Origin of the sequence: Halobacillus yeomjeoni, from assembly GCF_020171525.1 — a bacterium.
Lineage (GTDB): Bacteria > Bacillota > Bacilli > Bacillales > Halobacillaceae > Halobacillus > Halobacillus yeomjeoni.
The window spans coordinates 605,531-624,923 of the sequence record NZ_JAIVAI010000001.1 but is presented as its reverse complement, the minus strand read 5'-3'; the positions used below and the strand labels follow the sequence as shown (position 1 = coordinate 624,923).

Here is a 19,393-nt window from a genome sequence, read left to right as displayed (position 1 = left end):
TCCTACGAATCAGTTTGTTTGAATGCGAACCTTTGATCGAACTTTTCCCCATTCAACTGGTAATAGTCTAGTACATATCTGTTCTTTTCATCTATATAAGTAATTTCAAAGACAGGGTGGCTTTCTTCATAGGCAAACTGTATATTCTTGAATTCACAGTTTTCACAAGCGTTCATCCACTCCTGTTTCATTTCATCCAAAGAGAGATTGTCCTCCCTGAAACTTTCTTTAAGGATTTCTTTTTTCTCTAGGTCAATATATACAATCCCATTTTTTTGTTGATCTGTCACGCCTCTCACAATATGTACCGTCTTATCCCCATGATAGTTGCTGACTTGATCGACTTTTTTCAATGCGGTTTCCTGCAGCGCGAATTTTGCAGCTTCATCGTTGCCTTTCGTTCGGTCCTGATTGATATCTGCATACATATAAATGAAAAAAGCACTGCATAGAAATAGAATCGTTCCTGTGATCAAAATCGACCATTTCAGCCATCTAGGTACGATAAATCGTGAAGACTGCGGTTTGATCATCCTCATCATCCAGCGCCATCCCAAACATTAGATTTTCTTCTTTCAGTGTACGGTTCAAAGTATCCACCAGCTTATATAGGTCATCGGTCTTTTTTATTCTGACCGTTGATAGTGTTTCTATTTTTTTATCCATTCCGTTCCCTCCAAAATTCGATGATTTGTCTCACCAGGATACGTAAACATTATAACAGGTAACAGGACCGAAGTAGAAATGAACCTGCAATCGGACTTATAACCACTCATCGATCTCATCTACTAATTCACGTGTAGAGCGGTAAGAAACGGGTACATCAGGGATTGAGGATAGGAAATACTTCCCATACTTCGCTTCCATTAAACGCTGATCACATATGAAAACCACACCTCGGTCTGTACTGGACCTGATCAATCGGCCGAACCCTTGTTTAAAACGGATGATGGCATGCGGCAAGGATCGTTCCATGAATGGATTCCGCTGTTGTTTCTTTAAAGCTTGGTCCCGCATGGATGTTACAGGGTCATGAGGAGGCTGGAATGGTAAACGGACGATCATGAGACATGACAAATCATCCCCCGGAATATCGACACCTTCCCAAAAAGAACTCGTGCCTAAAAGAATGGATTGATCGAAAGCCTGGAAGTTTTTTTTCAGGCGATCACGACTTCCTGTAGAAACCCCTTGTGCAAACACCATGAACTCCTCAGGATCGATGAATTCTTTCAATAAATGGTATGTTTTTCTCAACATGTCATAGGAAGTGAATAATACCAGCATCCTGCCCTTGGTTATAGTAGCCACTGAATAGATCGCTTCACTAATTGCTTCGACATATTCTTCGGGACTTGCTTTGATATTTGGAAAATCGTTAGGGACCATCACCTTCACCTGACGTCCAAAGTCGTATGGGGAAGGCAGGCTTGCCTCGACTGCTTCTACATTTCCTTCCAACCCTAACACTTTTCGGATGTAATCAAAGGATGCATCCGTTGACAATGTAGCACTCGTCAACACAACACTTCGCTTCTGATTGAACAGCCGGGCCCGCAATATTTCAGAAACATTCAAAGGTTCCTTAAATAAGTATACGGCGTTTGTTGCGCCTTCGCCTTCAATTTCAATCCATTTCACTTCATTGCTGTCACTCATATCGAAATAGTCAACGAGTTGATCACGGATTGATTTTGTCAACTCAATTTGACTGCTCAAACGCGAGACAAGTATAGGAATCCGGTAATCTTCATTCAATTGACCAGCCAATTGAAGCTGGTCATGAATTTTCTCCATAGCGATCGCCAGCTTCTTGATACTTGCCAGGAAACGGTGACACATTTCATTGGCAGTACTGCGGAAACCAACTTCTTTCCCATCCAAAACAAATTGAATCCGTCCTACATCACTTTTCGTTTTGTCTTTCTTCTTATGACTTTTAATTCTTTGGAACAAATATCTCGATAAATGATTCAATTCTTCTTTTGCCTCATCTACGGAAAATTGCGCACGCTCAAGCTCCGTAACTACTGAAGGGGAAAGAGGTATTTTGGAATAATTCCGTTTTTGAAACATTTCTGCAAATTGGGTCAGCTGACGTTGGAGTTCTTTATAATTGAGCTGTATTCCAAAGTAACGACTGGAAACCGCTTCTAAGTGATGGGCTTCATCCACAATGACGCGGTCGTACCCAGGCAGGCGTTGTTCGGAACTGATCAGATCCATGCAGAACAAGGCATGGTTTGTGATGATTAAATCTGCAGAATCAGCCTCTTTTTCAGCCCAATGGTAATAAGATTCTTTACCCTCTTCAAGCTCTACTGTTTTTTTGGATTGATCAGCCGAGACCTTATGCCAAAATTGTTTCCCATTCGAAGGCAGTTGAATTTCATCAATATCTCCAGTAGTGGTCTCAGTCAACCACACAAGAATCATAGCTTTAGTCAAAGCAATGTCGTAATTATCCTGATAGGACTGCTCCAATTCATAACTGAAATGCACCAAGCTGATGTAATGGTTCCGTCCCTTATATAAGACGGCACGTACAGGTCTGCCAAACAGCTCTTCCAAAGCTGGGATTTCTTTTTCAAGAAGCTGCTTTTGCAAACTGTTCGTATGGGTCGTGACTAAAAGTCGCTCATTGTTGACGATAGAATAATAAAGCGCAGCCAGCAAATAAGCCATTGACTTCCCTGTTCCAGTCTCAGCTTCTATGATGGCATGGTTCTGTTCTGATAATGCCTCAAAGACCATTTCAGTCATCTTTTCCTGTCCCTGTCGAATTTCATAGTTGTGGATCAACTTTTTTAAGCCGTCCGTATGCTTGTACGCTTTTTCGATCCATTCTTTGAAAGGAGGGAGTGATGGATTGGAGACCACTTCTTCCTGCGTAATTCTTTTAACAGGGATCCCGTGCCACAAATCAAATGGATATGGGCTTGTTTGTTCGTAACGATTATTTTCTATGGACTTCCGAATGAAGGGGCGCCATTCACTTTTAAGTTTTCCTTCCACCTTTAACAAGTGTTCCAACGTCCGCTCCGGAAGTTGATTCAAACGGTGGAGCAGATAATTAAGTAAATCACTGGTCACTCTTGCGTCAGATAGTGCCCTATGAGGCTGATCATGGCCAAGCCCCAGTTGTTCGGAAAGCTGCCCAAGCTTGAAGCTTGCCGACCCAGGTAATAAAATTCTAGCCATTTCGACCGTGTCAATGATCGGATTATGTAAGGGTGGGTATCCACACCTTTTGAACTCCTCGTTCAAGAAACCGAGATCGAATTCGATGTTGTGCGCGACAATATAACTGTCTTTCATTAAATGATAAACTTCGTCTGTAACTTCTGAGAACAAAGGGGCATCAAGCAAATCATCTTCATGGATGCCGGTAAGAGAAGTGATGAAGGGCGGAACATCTCTCTCCGGATACACAAGAGTAGAGAATTCCTGGATAATTTCACCGTTCAACTGCATCAAAACGACTCCGATCTCAATGATCCTGTCCCCTTTTGATGCTGCATTCCCTGTTGTCTCTAAATCGACGATCGCAAAAGTAGTCATAAGTACCCCTCTTTCAATGTAGAAAAGCTGTAGGGAACTCCCTAAGCTTTACAAAAAGGAAGGACCCTGCCTTCTTTCCGGCAAAGATCCCCTCTTCACTGCTTATCTTTTTCTTAGTCTACTGAAACCTATTACAGGAGGGCTGTTTAAAAAGGTAAGGCTGTCAATGGCGGTTCTTCTTCGATGATTTCTTCAACTTGGTTGTTTTCGCCCATCAAAGCGATTTTCGGTTTGAAATCCGCCAATTCTTCCTCACTCAGCATGGCATAAGAAACAATGATCACGACATCATCAGGTTGAACGAGACGAGCAGCTGCACCGTTCAGACAAACGACGCCGCTTCCTCTTTCACCAGCGATGACATAAGTTTCTAAACGCGCCCCGTTATTATTATTAACCACTTGGACCTTCTCATGTGGAAGAATCCCCACTTGATCCATAAGGTTTTGATCAATTGTAATACTTCCAACGTAATTCAAATTCGCTTCTGTGACTCTGGCACGATGTATTTTTGACTTCATCATGGTGCGAAACATGTTCATATCCTCCTTGAATTCTTATCCATAAGCAAGTTGGCCATCCGCATCAAAGACAACATTGTCGATCAGCCTCGCTTTTTCATAATAAACGGCTGTGGCTAATATGACTTGACCTTCGATATGATGAACGTCTTGCAGTTTTGGATAAGACAATAACTCAATATAATCTATTTTACCATGAGTTTTGCTTTCAAGAAACTTTCGTATTTCGTTTTTAATAGTCAGAGGATTTTTTATACCCTGCTGGACCATTTCCCTGCCTTTCTGCAATGCTTCCTGTATTGCGGGGGCTTCTTCTCTTTCTTTATCTGTGAGATTTACATTCCTGCTGCTTTTGGCAAGTCCATCTTGCTCTCTGACCGTTGGGACCGGCACCAGTTTGACAGGAAAGTTGTAATCTTCAATAAGAGCGTCTACCACTGCAATTTGCTGTGCATCTTTCATACCAAAATAAGCATGTGTAGGGCGGCATATATTGAATAGTTTGGCAAGAACCGTTACGACTCCCTCGAAGTGACCAGGCCGGCTCCGGCCACAAAGGACATCAGCACGTCTAGTCACAGTCATTTCAACTGAAAGAGGATTTGGGTACATCGTATCTACGGTCGGGAAAAAAATCATGTCGACCCCATTTCTTTCAGCGATTGCTCTGTCATGCTTTTCATCTCTTGGATAATGATCTAAATCTTCATTTTCTCCAAATTGCAGCGGGTTGACGAATATGCTGAGTATCACATAGTCATTTTCCTGTCGGGCGCGTTGGATCAATCGTTCATGCCCTTCATGCAGATACCCCATTGTAGGTACGAATCCTATCGTTTCCCCTTGTTGATGCAAATTGGATACCATCTGCTGCACTTTTTTGATATCACTGTACAGTTCCATTGTTAAGCTCCTTATTTTTCAGGTAGGCTGTCTCGATCCATTGTGAACGTATGTTTTTCCTCAGGGAATGATCCGTCTTTCACTTCTTGAACATAAGTTTTCACCGCATCACCTAAGGCTTTGTTACTATCATAATAAGGTTTCACAAATTTCGGAAGGCGTTCTACGCCATATTTCAATATGTCATGATAAACAAGGACTTGTCCATCACAATCCGCTCCTGCACCAATTCCGATTGTAGGAATAGTAAGTTTGGAAGAAATCAATTCGGCCAGCTGTCTTGGAACACATTCCAGAACGAGCGCCATAGCACCTGCTGCTTCGATCTGCAGAGCATCCTCCAATAGTTGATTGGCGGTATCCTTATCCTTTCCCTGTACTTTATATCCTCCAAGTACATTAACGGACTGAGGAGTTAAGCCGATATGGCCAACTACCGGAATTCCTGCGTGTACCAGTCTTTCCATCGTCCCTACAACTTCTCCGCTGCCTTCCAGCTTCAAAGCCTGGGCTTCTGTTTCTTGATAAAGTTTCATTGCATTTTTCAAGGAATCTTCCATGGAAATATGATAGGACATAAAAGGCATATCAATAACTTTGAAGGTATGCGGTGCTCCTCTTTTCACGGCTTTTCCATGGTGAATCATGTCTTCCAAAGTGACTGGGATGGTAGAGTCGTAACCTAATACAGTCATCCCCAGACTATCTCCGATTAATATCATATCCGCCTGTGCTTCCTCAGCCATTTTGGCAGAAGGATAGTCGTAAGCAGTGATCATTGCAATTTTATTGTTTTCATTTTTCATTTTATTGAACTGGTGTTTGTTAAGCATGATATCCTCCTTCTCCCCAATGAATTTCGGCGGAATAAAGTTTTTCTTCATTGCCAGATCGGTCACGTGCTTTTAACGCACCATCTGGTTCAATCCCAATGAGAGTCGCTTCCCATGTCTTTTTCATTGTAGAAATGGTAACTTCCTCTCCAATTTTGTAACCATACCGTTCCCATTCTTTTTTCACTTGTTGGAACCCTTCTTTTACATATTGGTCGTATGTAATTTCAAACTGACGCAGAATGGACTGTATCGTCTTTGGAATACTCCAATGGTTGCCTGACTCAATCTTTAAAGAAGAGGCTTTATGGCTTATTTCCTGTTGAATTTCACTCAAGTCCTGATTCACATTCATACCTATTCCTAAAACGACGTACTGTATTTGATCATGCTCCGCCTGCATTTCTGTTAATATACCTGAAATCTTTTTATGATGAACCAACAAATCGTTCGGCCATTTGATTTGTGGTTTCAAATCAGATTCTTCTGAAATCATTTTAGCAAGTACAGTTGCTGCCATGAGTGTCAACTGTGGGGCTTGTATCGGCGGCAGATTCGGTCGTAACAGGATACTCATCCATATCCCTTTGCCCTTCGGGGAATGCCAATTTCTTGCCATACGCCCTTTTCCTCTCACCTGTTCATCGGCAACGACGACCGTACCGTGGGGCATTCCCTGCTTCGCCATCTCATGGACGATTTGCTGGGTGGATTCAACTTGATCATAATGATACAGATTCTGACCCATCCAATTCGTGTCCAGACCCCACTGTAATGTGTTCGTACTTATTTTATCAGGATAAGAAACGATCTTGTACCCTTTTCTTTGCACGGCTTCGATTTCATATCCGTCTTTCTTCAGTTCATTCATGTGTTTCCAAACAGCCGTCCTTGAAATGTGCAAAGAATCGGACAGCTGTTGACCTGATATATACCCTTCTTGGTTTTCCAGCAATTCTATGAGTTGTTTTCGGGTGGATTCCATTTCTCGACCCACTCCTTTATCTTTTCATAATCATTAGGTAAACGATTGTCTAATATGGCCTGCTCAATTTCATCGATCGCCTTTGCTATCCATGGACCCTTAGGCGTATCAGGATACATTTGTATCAAATCCTTGGCCTGAAAAGCAATATCTTTTTTTGAAAAGATCGGCAGCTTTTCATGCTTATTTTTCATTTCTTCCACAAGAGAACCTTCATACACTTCAGCAGCTTGAAGAAGACGGTCAAATGCTTCAAATAAAGGAAACGGGAGTCGATAAACGAGTAGATTGCTTACTTCTTTATTCGTAGTAAACTGACTGAAAGCATAAAAGAGATGTTCTGCTTCTTTTTTGACCTTATTAGAGAGCTTCCATTGACGAGCCCAGTTTCCGATGGTTGTATCAATACCTATTCTGATACCATAAACGATAATCTCCGGCCACGACTGAAGAGGTACTTTCGGTGCGTTCGGCTGCATTTCCACCTGATTCATCAAGGGAAGATGATTGACCAGGCCTGTTTGAACAAGCGCTTTTATCCCATTGTCGAACCCCCGGCCTGAAAACAGCTTCACCGTCTCTTCTGCTATGCGTTCTATTGAAATGTTTTGAAGCAGATGAGCTTGTTCGTTCATAGCTTCCAAGGTGCCCAAGTCAATATTGAAATTCATCTGACTTGAGAAACGAGCAGCTCTCATCATTCTTAGAGGATCCTCTTGGAATCGAATGACAGGATCCCCTACAGCAATGATCAATTGCTTCTCAATAGCTTTTTTTCCTTCGTAAGGATCCACGATGTTACCATGACGATCCATTGCCATTGCATTCATAGTGAAATCCCGCCGTGCTAAATCCTGATTAATATCTTTAACGAACGTCACTTCATCGGGGTGTCTGAAGTCTTCGTACCCTTCTTCAATACGGTAAGTCGTCACTTCATAAGAAATGGACTGATGGCGAACAATGACGGTTCCGTGTTCGATCCCGACTGGAATCACTTTATCAAAAATCTCTTGGATACGCCCCGGCTTTTCAGACGTAGCGATGTCAATGTCACCGATGGGTCTCCCTGATATATAATCCCGGACAGCTCCACCTACAATATATGCTTCCCCTCCCGCTTGTTCTATCTTCTCAATGACTTCAAATGCGGGTTGGAATACTTTTTCATTAGTAGGATTCATTGTGCAGCACCTGTCCATACAATCTTTCATACTCTTCTAAAATTGTAGAAGAAGCGAATTTGTTATTCACGACTTGTTTGGCATTTACTGATAAGGAATTCAATAACTCATTATCCGTCAAGATCTTTACAGCGTAGTCTGCAATCTGATCGATGTTACCAAGTTCTGCAATGTATCCTGTTTCTCCATGATCGATGACTTCAGGAATGCCGCCGATGTTAGTACCGATACAAGGAACTCCACACGCCATAGCTTCCAATAATACCAGCCCGAAACTTTCTTTCTCTGATAAAAGCAGCTTCATATCTGAAATGGACAACAAATCACTGACATTATCTTGTTTACCTAGGAAAAGAACTTTATCTTCAATGCCTAAATCTTTGACCAACTGATAACAATCAGAATACTCCGGCCCATCTCCAACGAGTAACAACTTGGACGGAACTTCTTTCTCAATTTTTGCAAAGGATCGTATCACATCCGGGACCCGTTTAACTTTTCTGAAGTTAGAAATATGGATCAAAACTTTTTCATCTTCTTGAATGCAATAGTGTTCTTTCAATTCTTCGTTCGTTTTACGGTAATATTCCCGCTCGTCTACGAAGTTGTAAATAACGTCGATCTCCCGCGTCGTATCCAGCATATCCTGGGTTTGCGAAACCAGACTGCTTGATACAGCAGTGACTCGATCGGAGGCTTCTATACCGAACTTTATCATTTCTTTAAGGCTGGAATCGATACCTAGGACGGTAATGTCCGTTCCGTGCAGTGTAGTGATGATTTTGACATCACGATTACACATCTGCTTGGCTAAAATAGCACATATTGCGTGAGGCATTGCGTAATGGACATGAAGGATATCCAGTTCCTCTCTATTGATGACATCTGCCATTTTTGCAGCTAATGCCAAATCATAAGGTGGATGTTGAAATACGGGGTAATTGTTAACTTCTACCTCATGATAGTAAATATTCGGGTAAACACGGTTAAGCCGAAAAGGTACTTGAGATGCTACAAAATGAATTTCATGACCTTTTTCAGCTAAGAGTTTTCCGAGTTCTGTTGCGATTACCCCAGAGCCCCCGACCGTGGGGTAACAAGTAATTCCTATTTTAGCCATAATCATTCACTCCTGGTTGTTCTTCTTATCTTTTACGATACTTCTCCATGCAAGGTCTCCACGATCCAAGGCACGAACCAAAATTTCCGCCCCGGCCATGTTTGTCGCCAATGGGATCTGGTACACATCACACAAACGTATGAGTGCGGTGATATCAGGTTCATGAGGTTGAGCAGTAAGCGGGTCTCGGAAAAATAAAACCATATCCATCTCATCTTCAGCAATCTTCGCTCCGATTTGCTGATCGCCTCCTAGAGGACCGGATTTGAAACGATGGATGGTCAGATCAGCTTCTTCAGAAATACGTTTACCTGTCGTTCCTGTTGCAAATAAAGTGTGACCTTTCAAAATATGATGGTAAGCGACTGCGAATTGTATGATATCTTTTTTCTTTTCGTCGTGGGCAATCAATGCAATATTCAAAGTCATTCCTCCCCTTAATCAAGCAAGTGTTCCAGGCCATAGACAAGAACATCTAAATCCATCACTTTTTCAGCTGATAACTTAACACCGCTCATGAACGACTCGCGATGATGAGAGTCATGCTTGATCGTCAACGTTTGCCCGAGGCCTCCGAAAACGACTTCCTGGTGGGCGATCAGCCCAGGCAGGCGCATACTATGTATTTTCATACCATCAATATCCGCTCCACGGGCTCCCTTCAAGGTCTCCTCTTCTTCTTCATGACCCTGCTGATGAGGCTCGCGCGCTTCCTGGATTAATTGCGCCGTTTTGACAGCTGTCCCTGATGGGGCATCCAATTTTTGATCATGATGTTTTTCGATGATTTCTACATCAGGAAAATGCTTAGCTGCCCATTTGGAGAACTGCATCATCAACACAGCCCCGACAGCAAAGTTCGGAGCAATTACCGCACCTATGCCCTTTTCTTCTGCCAGCCTGGTCAATTCATCCAATTGATCTTGAGAAAAACCTGTCGTTCCTATGACGGGACGCACACCGTATTCCAGTGCGAGTTTTCCATGTTTATAACCATATTCCGGTGTTGTTAAATCTAATAATACATCTGCTTCCGTTTCCATAAGGGCGTTTTCAGGATTAGTATAGATTGGAGCATCCAAATCAGGAAGTCCATCTATATCGCTTACCTTTTGTCCATCATTTTTACGGTCGATGCAGGCTGCAAGAGAAAAATTCGACTGCTTATCAATCATTTTCAAAGCTTCCATCCCCATTTTCCCTCTAGGGCCGGCGACAATAATACGTATGTTATCCTTCATTGGTATTTTCCCCTTCTTTTCTCGTCCAACGATTCTTATCACGAGTTTCTATTTTGCTCATCGATTGTTCAAATGCTTCTGAAAGGTCTATATCAAGAGAATTAGCAAAGCAAGTCAATACGAAGATGACATCCCCTAACTCCTCTTCTAACGCTTTCTCCTTTTCAGAGGATTTCTTTGGTTTTTCCCCGTATCGATGATTGACTTCACGAGCCAGTTCTCCTACTTCTTCTGTCAGTCTCGCCTGCAGACTTAATGGAGAGAAATAGCCTTCCTTAAATTGAGATATGTATTCGTCTACACGCTTTTGTATATCTTTTGTCGTAAAATTCATTTTGTCATTCCCCGCCTTATCATAAGTATCTCCCTAAATGGTAGCCAAAAGGAACCTGTTTGACAAATTTTTCGGTTTCTATGTGATGGATTGCCGGTTGTAAAGAAGTTCTCTATAATAATAATCGTGCGACTTGACCATATCGTGGAGGTGAGAGATTGAAAATTTTTGGATTACGATTGAAAAATTTGATTTTTATTATTATCGGTGCAGCGATCTTCTCTTTCGGACTGGTTCACTTTAATATTCAAAATGAGCTTGGAGAGGGTGGTTTCACCGGCATTACGTTATTGCTATTATACTTATTCGATTGGGATCCGGCTGTCATGAACATAGTACTTAATATTCCCGTGCTGATTGTAGGGTGGAAGATACTAGGAAGAAATACATTCTTGTATTCGTTGATCGGTATTGTCGGAGTGTCGGTTTTCATCCGAATTTTCCAGGAGTATATGATTGAAATTGACCTGGCCGACGATTTGACCCTCGCTTCATTGTTCGCCGGCGTTTTTATTGGTGTCGGCCTTGGTGTCATCTTCAGATATGGTGGAACGACTGGTGGCGTCGATATTATTGCACGACTGATTCATAAATATTTAGGCTGGAGTATGGGCCGTGCCATGTTCGTTTTCGATGCTGTTGTTATTTTCGTTTCCATCATCACTTATTTGAATTCGATCAAAGGGATGTATACCTTAGTAGCCGTTTTCGTAGGAGCAAGAGTCATCGACTTCATCCAGGAAGGAGCCTATGCCGCCCGGGGAACGACCATCATCTCAGAGAAAAGTGATGAGATTTCTGCTCAAGTCATGAAGGAAATGGACCGGGGAGTCACTGTCCTTGAAGGAAGAGGGTCTTTTTCGGGTGCGAAACGTGATGTGTTATATTGTGTCATTGGTAAAAATGAAATTGTAAGACTAAAATCCATCATCGATCAAATTGACCCCCATGCTTTCGTGGCAGTCAGCCACGTTCATGATGTCATGGGAGAGGGATTCACATTAGATGAAGATAAAAAACCACTGGAAGACTAATAAACGCCCGATTCGTAATGAATCGGGCGTTTTGCTCGTATTATTCTTCTCCCATTCCTGTAAACATCAGAATAAAACGAATCAGTTCAGCAAGGGCAACAAGTGCAGCAGCAACATAAGTCATCGCTGCAGCATTCAACACTTTCTTCGTCTGACGCTCTTCGTCGTTACGAATGATCCCGGTTGAAACCAACTGGCTCATGGCCCGGTTGGAAGCGTCGAACTCAACAGGTAAAGTGACCAGTTGGAACAATACAGCCGCTGCGAAGAAAATGATTCCAAGCAGAGCCAAGTTCATCATGCCGAAAAGGAAACCGCCGATGATCAGGAAAATAGAGATGTTAGAACCGAAGCTCGCAACAGGTACCAGCGCACTCCTGAAGCGTAGGAATGCGTAATCCTGCGCATCTTGAATCGCGTGTCCGACTTCGTGGGCAGCTACGGCTGCTCCAGCTGCTGAGCGCCCATGATAGTTGTCAGATGACAATCGGACGACCTTGGAGCGAGGATCATAATGATCCGATAACTTTCCTCTGACTTCTTCGACAGCTACATTATATAATCCATTATCATCAAGGATTTTTCGTGCTACTTCTGCACCAGTCAATGATGATGATGTTGGAACCTTTGAATATTTCTTATACGTTTTTTTCACTTTCGACTGTGCCCACAATGGAATAATTAAAAGCAGGGCAAAATAAATAATAAAACTCATGTTTCATTCCTCCGTCTTGGATGTTGATCTTTATAGGTCAATTTTAGTCAAACTAGTCAAAAAAATCAACTATTATCTCTTCTCTTTGAGCGAGATTGTCTTTGGTTCGCTTTCATCTTCTGCAAAGCTACATAGAAGAGTGTCAAAACTATCGTACCACCGACTAAAAAAGCGGTCCACCAAAGTGCATCCATACGAATTTCCTCAGGGGCATCCAGCAGTTGTCCCACAGCTTCAATTGCAGCTTCTCTTGTATAAAACGTGTCTTCATGGGAGAGTGTTCTTATCTTCTCAGAAATTTCACTCACGGCTTCTTTTTCGTAATACGCATCAAGCATTGGAGCGATTACTTCCCATTGCGACTCTATTTTCACAATGGAAGCAAACGGATTTTCAAGCGCACCTTTTAAGTCCTGAACAAAAGTCCCAGCTTCTACTATAGGGTCAGGAGCTGTACTTACATTCACCATCATTTGAAATCGGAAGACATCCTTTTCAGTCGGAGTTCCTTCATCTTGAAGCAAAACGGTCAACAAGTCCCTCCACACGGTCTGCTCTTCTGTTTTTAACGTTTTTATATATTGTTCCATGTGAGGAAGGCGTCTATGCAACATACGTTCTGCCAGCTCGAATTTCCCATCTTCAATAAGCCATCTATATTGATCGGTAAACGACTGCCATTGATTTTTATCTTCCAACATTGTCGAATATGCTTGGTTGAACGGCGTGAGCGTGAAAAAAAGGGAACAAAAAATTACTAAAACTGCTCGTCCCACTTCACTTCTCCCCTCTCCATAAAAGGTCTTACAGAGAGTCTATGAATTCATCACAAAATTTAGACCGCTGCTGTTTTGCGCTGAGTCACAGCATAAGCAGCCCCTATGCAGAAAATGCTCAACCAAAACGTAAAGTACCCTATTTCATCCATATGGTCTACGATGGCAGGATAAATAGGCATCTGCCCAAAGACATAATCAATCACATCATTATGCAGCGTCCAAACGGCTGCAAAAACCAGGTGTCTCATCCTGATTGCATAATAAGGGGCATACAATAAACCTTGCACAGCCATCGCCCCATGTGAAATGACAAGCATATATCCCGTCCATGGAAGGCTGCCGTATTCAATAAAAGTGAGACCATTCATGACTACGGCCCAAACCCCATATTTCAATAGCGTAATAACAGCTAATGCCTCTACGTAAGGAACTTGTTTCCCGAAGATATAGAAACCTAAAAATATCGTGAAAAACAAGCTTGCTGTTGGACTATCTGGTACGAATATCAGAAAAATCGGTTCTGTAATCGATAATTGTGATTCATACCAAATATACCCATAGATCGTGCCAAGCAGGTTGATGAAAAACAAAATCACTAAAAACGTGCGGTTGGTCAATATGTAGGAGACTATATTTTTCATAAGGTCACCTCCTATAATAATAAAGCCGCACTCGAGTGAGCGCGGCTTGTTGCAATACTATTATGTTCAATTAATGGGAGCCTGAATCTTTTTCTGAGTCGCCTTCGCCACCAGATTCGCCGCCACCACCGGAACCAGCATTTTTGATGAATTCAGCTAATTGCTGAAGCTCTTCGTCAGAGCCTTTGAAAATACCGGCAGGCATAGATCCGATACCATTTACAGCGATGTCTTTGATCTCTTCTACAGACTTTTCTGTATCCGTCAGTGAAGGATAGTTTCCTTGTCCTTGAAGAGCGTCGCCGTGACAGCTCAGACAGTTAGCTTCATAAGCAGCGTAGCCGGGATGGTCTTTGTTGATTTCAGATTCAACTGCTTCAACGTTTACGCTATATTTTTCAGAACGCATTTCATAGTCAGCATGTTGAACAGATTCAAACGTCAACCAGAAAGTAGCGATGAACCCTAGGATCATCAGTCCTACTGCAATTGGACGTTTGTGAGGACGACGTTCAGGTCCTACATCCAAGAATGGAGCAAGTAATAAAGCTCCGAAAGCTAAACCAGGCATGACGATCGCACCGAGTACGATGAATTCCCCGCCTGCAAATTCATATTTCAAGAATTGGTATAAGAATAAGAAATACCAGTCTGGCAATGGAATATACGCAGCGTTTGTCGGATCCGCCTGTTGCTCAAGTGGTGATGGGTGAGCAGCAGTCAAAATAAGGAACCCGATCAAGAATACTGACCCTACAAGCCATTCCTTCAAAAGGAAGTTCGGCCAGAAGGCTTCTGTACGACCTGGATATTCCGAATAGTCTTTTGGTAAATTGGCTTTTTGTTCCGCCGTGACTCGTGAGTCACCGACGAACTTCATCCCTTTTCCCCTATGCACAGCTTTCCCTCCTTTATTGACTTACATTTTATAGTGGTCCGGAAATACCTTGTTTACGGATTAAAACGAAGTGGAATGCCATTAATCCGAACAATGCAGCCGGCAAGAAGAATACGTGAATCGCAAAGAAACGAGTCAACGTCTGTGCTCCTACAATCTCTGGATCACCTGCAAGTAACGTACGGATATCATCTCCGATAAACGGAGTCGCTGCGGCGATTTCAAGACCTACTTGAGTTGCAAAGTACGCTTTGTTATCCCACGGAAGTAAGTATCCAGTGAAACCTAGACCTAACATGACAAAGAATAATAGAACTCCGATTACCCAGTTCAATTCACGAGGTTTCTTATAAGCGCCCTGGAAGAATACTCGTAACGTATGTAGGAATAACATTACGATTACAAGGCTGGCACCCCAGTGGTGCATACCGCGTACAATCTGACCGTAAGCTACTTCTCTCTGAAGATAATAAACAGATTTCCAAGCATTTTCTATGTCAGGTACGTAATACATCGTCAAGAACATACCAGATAGAATCTGGATAACAGTTACGAAGAATGTCAGTCCTCCGAAACAGTAAACGAAAGCAGAAAAATGGTGGGCCGGGTTAACATGCTCTGGCACCTCGTGATCGGCGATGTCTCGCCATAACGGGGTAATGTCAACACGCTCGTCCACCCAATCATAAATTCGTTGCAGCATGTCTATTCCCCCTTTCTAGAAATTGTATCACCAAGATAAAGCATGCCATCTTTTACTTTGTGATCGTAATACGGCAGAGGTGCTGTCGGTGGAGTACCTTTCACGTTGACACCATCTTTAGTATAACGTCCACCATGACATGGACAGAAGAATTCATTAGGGTGTTCCTCCTGGGAACCCCAGTCAACCGTACAACCTAAGTGTGTACAGATTGGTGATAACGCTACAACTTCGCCATTTTCATCTTTGTAGACCCAAGCCGTCTTTTGAACTTCTGATTCATACCAGGCATCAACCTGTTCAATGGTCCACTCGAAACGTTGTGGTTCATTCGTAATTTCATCAATAGAAGCAACGGAATGCATATCGCCGCCTTCTTGAGATTTCAAAACCGGATCGATCGCAAATCGAACCATTGGTGCCATCATACCAGCAGCCATGAAACCGCCTACACCAGTCAATGTGTAGTTCAAAAACTGACGACGGGATACTCGTTTTTTATCGCTCATTCTTTTCCCCCCTCTATGCTGGAATCCATGCGACATGGATTGTTTACACACAGTTTACTAGGACATTACCATGATAGCGCAATCTGAAGGCGCGGTCAATAAATTATCAAACCTTGTCGTAACTTTTCGATTTACCAATATGCTTGGATCAATTCACTGATTTGATGGGCTTGTTCTTTAACAAACGATTGAGTTTCTGTTGACTGGATATTCCCCGAACTCGGCCCGGGTACCCAAATCAATTCCCCTTCTAAATCAAACTCATGCTTTTTCCATTTCGGATCGAATGTGAACAGGAAAATATGTTTGAACGGCTGCTTTTCAAAAGTGGCAATCCATTGATTCACACGGTCCAATTCCCTTTCATTCTGCCCGTTCAAATAATGGTAATCCGGAGCCAGGAAAATCCGGCCTTTATATTCTTTTTCGATTAAGTTGGTGAAAACGTGGTTCAATTCCTTTTGATACGCCTGTTTCACCATATGACCATCCGAAGCAGGGTCGAATGGAATCAACGGGATCAACACTGTATCAACATATTCTTTTTCAGGTAAGTATTGGGTAGTATCTGTCTTTGTCCAGCGCATCATTCATCCATCCTTTTATTTGTTATAAACATTGTACTAAACTTTGTAAAAAATAAAAATCAGGAGACATCTGTCGATGCTCCTGACTACTTATTTTATTATAGGAACGAACTCATCTCTTTTTTGATTTTCGTAACTTCCTTGCACAAAACTTTAAATTGTTCGCGATTTCCACTGACCAAAGCTTCATCTATTCGACTTTCCACTTCCCTTTGCCGATGTTTTAAGAGACTGAGGGTTAACAAACGGTTCGCTTCATTCCGATCGCGATCATTCAAATAATAATCTTTTGGAAGGTAAGGGTTTTCCTCAAGGACGAGAGCATATTTGGAGGACTGCTGTGCATTATCAAAATTCATTTGGATGTACACCGGCTCATCCTGGTTCATTCTTAAATCATGAAAGGATTTCTCCGCATCGTTCGTCATGACCTGACCTTTATAAAACCTGAACGGAGGATCGGAAACTCCCTGGGCACTGATTTCCATTCCCCTGGGGCAGAACTTCACTTCCTGGACAAAATGGACACTCGACAACAACGACTCATGATTCATTAAATAGTTGAGAATCCAAACGCTCTCTCGTTTTTTCAATTGATAATGATTTAAAAACCAGCGGACAAAATCCTTTTTCTCATCGACAGAAATAGGTGTTTGCATATGCGCCCCTCCTGCGCCTTATTAATCGTTCTGTTCTTGCAGCCTCTCAACAAATTCTTCAATTTCGGTATCCGTCGGATCAATCGCTAAATACTCTTTGAAAGTTCGCAAGCCTTCTTGCATACGGCCTTCTTCTACGAGGAAGTAACCATATGATTTCAAGAAGTCGGAATCCTCTTTGAGTGATGGATAAGCTTGTTGATATTGAACCAAGGCCTCATCAAATTGTTCTTCTTCTTCATAGGCTTGCGCAAGCTCCCATAAATAATTCGGATCTTCTTCTCCCATGGATAGAAGTTGGTTGATCAATTCAATAATTGCTTCGTAATCCCCGTCTTCTTTATAGTTTTCGATAAGGAAAAGTACAGCCTCTTTATAACCAGGATCGAGTGCCACAGCCTCACGCATCATCTGATAGCCTTCGTCTTTATTTCCTTGTCTGTGAGAGAGTGTACCAGCAAGATGGTAAAGCTCTTTGTTATATTCATCTTTCGCCAACCCTTTTTTAGCCATTTCAAGCGCTTCTTTCGGCATTCCTTCAGAATCGTAGGCTTGAGCCAGGTGTGGGTATACGGAATGGAAGTATGGGTCTTTATCGATCAGGTGCTCCCAGACATGGATCGCTATATCATTTCGATTCGCTTGGAAAGCGACAAATCCATAGCGGAACATGACATCGGGGTTTTCTTCTTCTACCTTTTGGAAATACTCCAGTGACTGTTCAAAGTCCCCGTTGGCTGCGTATGCTTCAGCAAGTCGGGTGGCTACTTCTATATCACCGATCACCGGCTGGTGATGCATGGCATTTTCATAGTATGGTACGCTTTTAGCATATTCTCCATTTGAAAAAGCCAGTTCTCCTAGTGCAAAATCGATGATTGCAGAATTCGGCTCCACCTCTTTTGCGGTAAGCAGTTTTTGTTCTGCTACTTCGTAGAGCCCCTGGGCTTGATATAAATCGGCCAATTGGACGAGAGCTTGAAGATAATCTTCGTCTTCTGGTCCAAACTGATTCAGAATTTCTATCGCTTCGTCGTCTTCATCCAAGTCGATGTGGATCTCTGCCATCATGACTTTCAATTCCTGTTCCTTAGGGTAGCGCTGCATAAGCTCTTGCAGAATCATTTTCGCTTCATTCAACATTCCCCACTGAAGATAGAGTTCAGCAATGGTAAACCGTTCCTCTTCATCAGCTTCCGGCAGGTATTTAGTGAGTGTATCTATTGCTTCTTCCGTCTTCTGACTTTCCATCAGACGGATGGCTTTTTGTATTTCCTCCATGATGACATCCTTTCTTTCTTACACAAAATGCTTATGAACCTTCACTGTGAGATGTGAGCCAGGCTCACGGTCTACAACCTTTTGATTCACTTGCTTCACTTTTCCATTCATTACAGTAACATTTGGAACAGCATCATGATATCTGAATTTGGCTTGTTCATCAAACAATGGAACCTTTTGTTTCAATGACAAGTTGTAATCGGCTTGGCCACCTGTGATGAAACTCCCTTTATGAGGAAAGATCCCACTATCCTTCAAGTTTTGACCAGATACCACTTCATCGTCCTGTAAGTCTGATAGTCTAATGATATCATATCGATTGCAAAGTGAAGACCACAATTCCGGGTAGTTCTCATTCGTATTTTCGGAATCTTTGACGAATATTGTCAAAGGAATCCGCTTGTGCCCTTGTGCCTGAGCCAGCCATTCCCAAGAAACATTAGCAAAATCAGTTACATTGTTCACTTCAATACATAAAAAGGGGCATCCCTTCCTAGCAAAGTAGCGGACCATTTCAGGTCGGACGATCTTAGCCGGCACCGTCGGGATTATCATATAATCCAATGGAAGACCCTCTAATTTTTTCAATAAAGAGTCATAAACCTCCCGGTAATGCCGTATGCTAGACACTAGGTGTTGAATCAGTAGAAGGGTACATCCTCTTTTTATGTATTCTTCCGCTGTTTGGTGAGGATGTGGAGAGCCTTCAAGTGGATGATTAATATCCATAAACACTAATCCAGGAGTCACATCAAAGGTTGATAGATCCATGTACATATAATGTTCCTGCCCCACTCGGTCTCTAACGAACTTTTGACCATATACTGTCCATTCTTCAAAAAGTTCCTTACTATCTTTTTCTACCTTGAACCAATAAGCTCCCATACGATACAAACCTCCATCAG

At 42.4% G+C, this 19,393-nt stretch carries 23 protein-coding genes; 1 reads left to right on the top strand and 22 read right to left on the bottom strand.

Translation table 11 applies throughout. From position 1 onward, the window contains the following. Window positions 1–2: 2 nt before the first annotated feature. The 12 genes from LCL89_RS03200 to LCL89_RS03145 form a co-directional block, all read right to left on the bottom strand. Window positions 3–533, bottom strand: a complete 531-nt coding sequence (locus LCL89_RS03200) for a cell wall elongation regulator TseB-like domain-containing protein (protein WP_224807656.1) — start codon at window positions 531–533, stop codon at window positions 3–5. Further along, window positions 496–666 (bottom strand): YpmA family protein, encoded by a 171-nt coding sequence (locus LCL89_RS03195; protein WP_197316160.1) that lies wholly within the window; start codon window positions 664–666, stop codon window positions 496–498. Before LCL89_RS03195 ends, LCL89_RS03200 begins: the two co-directional genes overlap by 38 nt. A 96-nt stretch (window positions 667–762) precedes the next feature. Beyond that, on the bottom strand, window positions 763–3,561 hold the full coding sequence (dinG, locus tag LCL89_RS03190; RefSeq protein WP_224807655.1) for an ATP-dependent DNA helicase DinG: 2,799 nt from the start codon (window positions 3,559–3,561) through the stop codon (window positions 763–765). Window positions 3,562–3,707: 146 nt separating this feature from the next. Continuing rightward, a complete protein-coding gene (gene panD / locus LCL89_RS03185; protein ID WP_197316162.1) occupies window positions 3,708–4,097 on the bottom strand; it encodes an aspartate 1-decarboxylase in 390 nt (129 codons plus the stop codon). Between the two features lie 21 nt (window positions 4,098–4,118). Beyond that, on the bottom strand, window positions 4,119–4,985 hold the full coding sequence (gene panC, locus LCL89_RS03180) for a pantoate--beta-alanine ligase (RefSeq protein WP_224807654.1): 867 nt from the start codon (window positions 4,983–4,985) through the stop codon (window positions 4,119–4,121). A gap of 11 nt (window positions 4,986–4,996) precedes the next feature. Beyond that, a complete protein-coding gene (gene panB / locus LCL89_RS03175) occupies window positions 4,997–5,818 on the bottom strand; it encodes a 3-methyl-2-oxobutanoate hydroxymethyltransferase (RefSeq protein ID WP_224807645.1) in 822 nt (273 codons plus the stop codon). Continuing rightward, window positions 5,811–6,803 (bottom strand): biotin--[acetyl-CoA-carboxylase] ligase, encoded by a 993-nt coding sequence (locus tag LCL89_RS03170; protein WP_224807643.1) that lies wholly within the window; start codon window positions 6,801–6,803, stop codon window positions 5,811–5,813. The genes panB and LCL89_RS03170 overlap by 8 nt, the downstream gene beginning before the upstream one ends. Beyond that, window positions 6,776–7,987, bottom strand: coding sequence for a CCA tRNA nucleotidyltransferase (locus tag LCL89_RS03165; protein WP_224807642.1), 1,212 nt, complete (start codon window positions 7,985–7,987; stop codon window positions 6,776–6,778). The genes LCL89_RS03170 and LCL89_RS03165 overlap by 28 nt, the downstream gene beginning before the upstream one ends. Then, window positions 7,974–9,107, bottom strand: a complete 1,134-nt coding sequence (gene bshA, locus LCL89_RS03160) for an N-acetyl-alpha-D-glucosaminyl L-malate synthase BshA (protein ID WP_224807641.1) — start codon at window positions 9,105–9,107, stop codon at window positions 7,974–7,976. Before bshA ends, LCL89_RS03165 begins: the two co-directional genes overlap by 14 nt. 6 nt (window positions 9,108–9,113) lie before the next feature. Beyond that, a complete protein-coding gene (locus tag LCL89_RS03155; protein WP_197316168.1) occupies window positions 9,114–9,530 on the bottom strand; it encodes a methylglyoxal synthase in 417 nt (138 codons plus the stop codon). 14 nt (window positions 9,531–9,544) lie between these two features. After that, window positions 9,545–10,348 carry a 4-hydroxy-tetrahydrodipicolinate reductase gene (gene dapB, locus LCL89_RS03150; protein WP_224807636.1) on the bottom strand — a complete coding sequence of 268 codons (804 nt, stop codon included), beginning with the start codon at window positions 10,346–10,348 and terminating at the stop codon, window positions 9,545–9,547. Further along, entirely contained in the window at window positions 10,338–10,682 is a 345-nt protein-coding gene (locus LCL89_RS03145; protein ID WP_224807634.1) for a nucleotide pyrophosphohydrolase, read from the bottom strand. Before LCL89_RS03145 ends, dapB begins: the two co-directional genes overlap by 11 nt. A gap of 158 nt (window positions 10,683–10,840) precedes the next feature. Here LCL89_RS03145 and LCL89_RS03140 point away from each other — a divergent pair, with 158 nt between their 5' ends. Further along, entirely contained in the window at window positions 10,841–11,716 is an 876-nt protein-coding gene (locus tag LCL89_RS03140; RefSeq protein ID WP_197316171.1) for a YitT family protein, read from the top strand. A gap of 40 nt (window positions 11,717–11,756) precedes the next feature. Here the strand turns inward: LCL89_RS03140 and LCL89_RS03135 are convergent, their stop codons facing one another. The 10 genes from LCL89_RS03135 to LCL89_RS03090 form a co-directional block, all read right to left on the bottom strand. Beyond that, the gene (locus LCL89_RS03135; protein ID WP_197316172.1) at window positions 11,757–12,431 is read right to left on the bottom strand and encodes a zinc metallopeptidase; all 675 of its coding nucleotides are present in this window, start codon (window positions 12,429–12,431) and stop codon (window positions 11,757–11,759) included. Window positions 12,432–12,496: 65 nt separating this feature from the next. After that, the gene (locus LCL89_RS03130) at window positions 12,497–13,132 is read right to left on the bottom strand and encodes a sporulation protein YpjB (RefSeq protein WP_224807633.1); all 636 of its coding nucleotides are present in this window, start codon (window positions 13,130–13,132) and stop codon (window positions 12,497–12,499) included. A gap of 134 nt (window positions 13,133–13,266) precedes the next feature. After that, a complete protein-coding gene (locus tag LCL89_RS03125) occupies window positions 13,267–13,851 on the bottom strand; it encodes a DUF1405 domain-containing protein (protein ID WP_224807632.1) in 585 nt (194 codons plus the stop codon). A gap of 70 nt (window positions 13,852–13,921) precedes the next feature. Next, a complete protein-coding gene (locus LCL89_RS03120) occupies window positions 13,922–14,749 on the bottom strand; it encodes a menaquinol-cytochrome c reductase cytochrome b/c subunit (protein ID WP_224807631.1) in 828 nt (275 codons plus the stop codon). A gap of 28 nt (window positions 14,750–14,777) precedes the next feature. After that, window positions 14,778–15,452, bottom strand: a complete 675-nt coding sequence (gene qcrB, locus LCL89_RS03115) for a menaquinol-cytochrome c reductase cytochrome b subunit (RefSeq protein WP_197316176.1) — start codon at window positions 15,450–15,452, stop codon at window positions 14,778–14,780. 2 nt (window positions 15,453–15,454) lie between these two features. After that, window positions 15,455–15,961, bottom strand: a complete 507-nt coding sequence (locus tag LCL89_RS03110; RefSeq protein WP_224807629.1) for a QcrA and Rieske domain-containing protein — start codon at window positions 15,959–15,961, stop codon at window positions 15,455–15,457. A gap of 131 nt (window positions 15,962–16,092) precedes the next feature. Continuing rightward, window positions 16,093–16,548, bottom strand: a complete 456-nt coding sequence (locus tag LCL89_RS03105; RefSeq protein WP_224807627.1) for a DUF2487 family protein — start codon at window positions 16,546–16,548, stop codon at window positions 16,093–16,095. A gap of 98 nt (window positions 16,549–16,646) precedes the next feature. After that, window positions 16,647–17,207 carry a ReoY family proteolytic degradation factor gene (locus LCL89_RS03100; RefSeq protein ID WP_197316179.1) on the bottom strand — a complete coding sequence of 187 codons (561 nt, stop codon included), beginning with the start codon at window positions 17,205–17,207 and terminating at the stop codon, window positions 16,647–16,649. Window positions 17,208–17,228: 21 nt separating this feature from the next. Further along, complete coding sequence (locus LCL89_RS03095; RefSeq protein ID WP_197316180.1) at window positions 17,229–18,488, bottom strand: tetratricopeptide repeat protein; 1,260 nt, start codon at window positions 18,486–18,488, stop codon at window positions 17,229–17,231. 18 nt (window positions 18,489–18,506) lie between these two features. Continuing rightward, on the bottom strand, window positions 18,507–19,373 hold the full coding sequence (locus LCL89_RS03090) for a hypothetical protein (RefSeq protein ID WP_224807625.1): 867 nt from the start codon (window positions 19,371–19,373) through the stop codon (window positions 18,507–18,509). Between the last annotated feature and the right edge of the window lie 20 nt (window positions 19,374–19,393).

Excerpts from the sequence above, each read along its gene's own strand:
- panB (WP_224807645.1), bottom strand. The coding sequence starts at position 5,818 with ATGCTTAACAAACACCAGTTCAATAAAATGAAAAATGAAAACAATAAA.
- LCL89_RS03130 (WP_224807633.1), bottom strand. The coding sequence starts at position 13,132 with ATGTTGGAAGATAAAAATCAATGGCAGTCGTTTACCGATCAATATAGA.
- LCL89_RS03090 (WP_224807625.1), bottom strand. The coding sequence starts at position 19,373 with ATGGGAGCTTATTGGTTCAAGGTAGAAAAAGATAGTAAGGAACTTTTT.
- dapB (WP_224807636.1), bottom strand. The coding sequence starts at position 10,348 with ATGAAGGATAACATACGTATTATTGTCGCCGGCCCTAGAGGGAAAATG.
- LCL89_RS03200 (WP_224807656.1), bottom strand. The coding sequence starts at position 533 with ATGATCAAACCGCAGTCTTCACGATTTATCGTACCTAGATGGCTGAAA.
- LCL89_RS03195 (WP_197316160.1), bottom strand. The coding sequence starts at position 666 with ATGGATAAAAAAATAGAAACACTATCAACGGTCAGAATAAAAAAGACC.
- qcrB (WP_197316176.1), bottom strand. The coding sequence starts at position 15,452 with ATGCTGCAACGAATTTATGATTGGGTGGACGAGCGTGTTGACATTACC.
- LCL89_RS03135 (WP_197316172.1), bottom strand. The coding sequence starts at position 12,431 with ATGAGTTTTATTATTTATTTTGCCCTGCTTTTAATTATTCCATTGTGG.
- panD (WP_197316162.1), bottom strand. The coding sequence starts at position 4,097 with ATGTTTCGCACCATGATGAAGTCAAAAATACATCGTGCCAGAGTCACA.
- LCL89_RS03110 (WP_224807629.1), bottom strand. The coding sequence starts at position 15,961 with ATGAGCGATAAAAAACGAGTATCCCGTCGTCAGTTTTTGAACTACACA.
- LCL89_RS03165 (WP_224807642.1), bottom strand. The coding sequence starts at position 7,987 with ATGAATCCTACTAATGAAAAAGTATTCCAACCCGCATTTGAAGTCATT.
- LCL89_RS03170 (WP_224807643.1), bottom strand. The coding sequence starts at position 6,803 with ATGGAATCCACCCGAAAACAACTCATAGAATTGCTGGAAAACCAAGAA.
- LCL89_RS03105 (WP_224807627.1), bottom strand. The coding sequence starts at position 16,548 with ATGCGCTGGACAAAGACAGATACTACCCAATACTTACCTGAAAAAGAA.
- LCL89_RS03095 (WP_197316180.1), bottom strand. The coding sequence starts at position 18,488 with ATGGAGGAAATACAAAAAGCCATCCGTCTGATGGAAAGTCAGAAGACG.
- bshA (WP_224807641.1), bottom strand. The coding sequence starts at position 9,107 with ATGGCTAAAATAGGAATTACTTGTTACCCCACGGTCGGGGGCTCTGGG.
- dinG (WP_224807655.1), bottom strand. The coding sequence starts at position 3,561 with ATGACTACTTTTGCGATCGTCGATTTAGAGACAACAGGGAATGCAGCA.
- LCL89_RS03125 (WP_224807632.1), bottom strand. The coding sequence starts at position 13,851 with ATGAAAAATATAGTCTCCTACATATTGACCAACCGCACGTTTTTAGTG.
- panC (WP_224807654.1), bottom strand. The coding sequence starts at position 4,985 with ATGGAACTGTACAGTGATATCAAAAAAGTGCAGCAGATGGTATCCAAT.
- LCL89_RS03100 (WP_197316179.1), bottom strand. The coding sequence starts at position 17,207 with ATGCAAACACCTATTTCTGTCGATGAGAAAAAGGATTTTGTCCGCTGG.
- LCL89_RS03145 (WP_224807634.1), bottom strand. The coding sequence starts at position 10,682 with ATGAATTTTACGACAAAAGATATACAAAAGCGTGTAGACGAATACATA.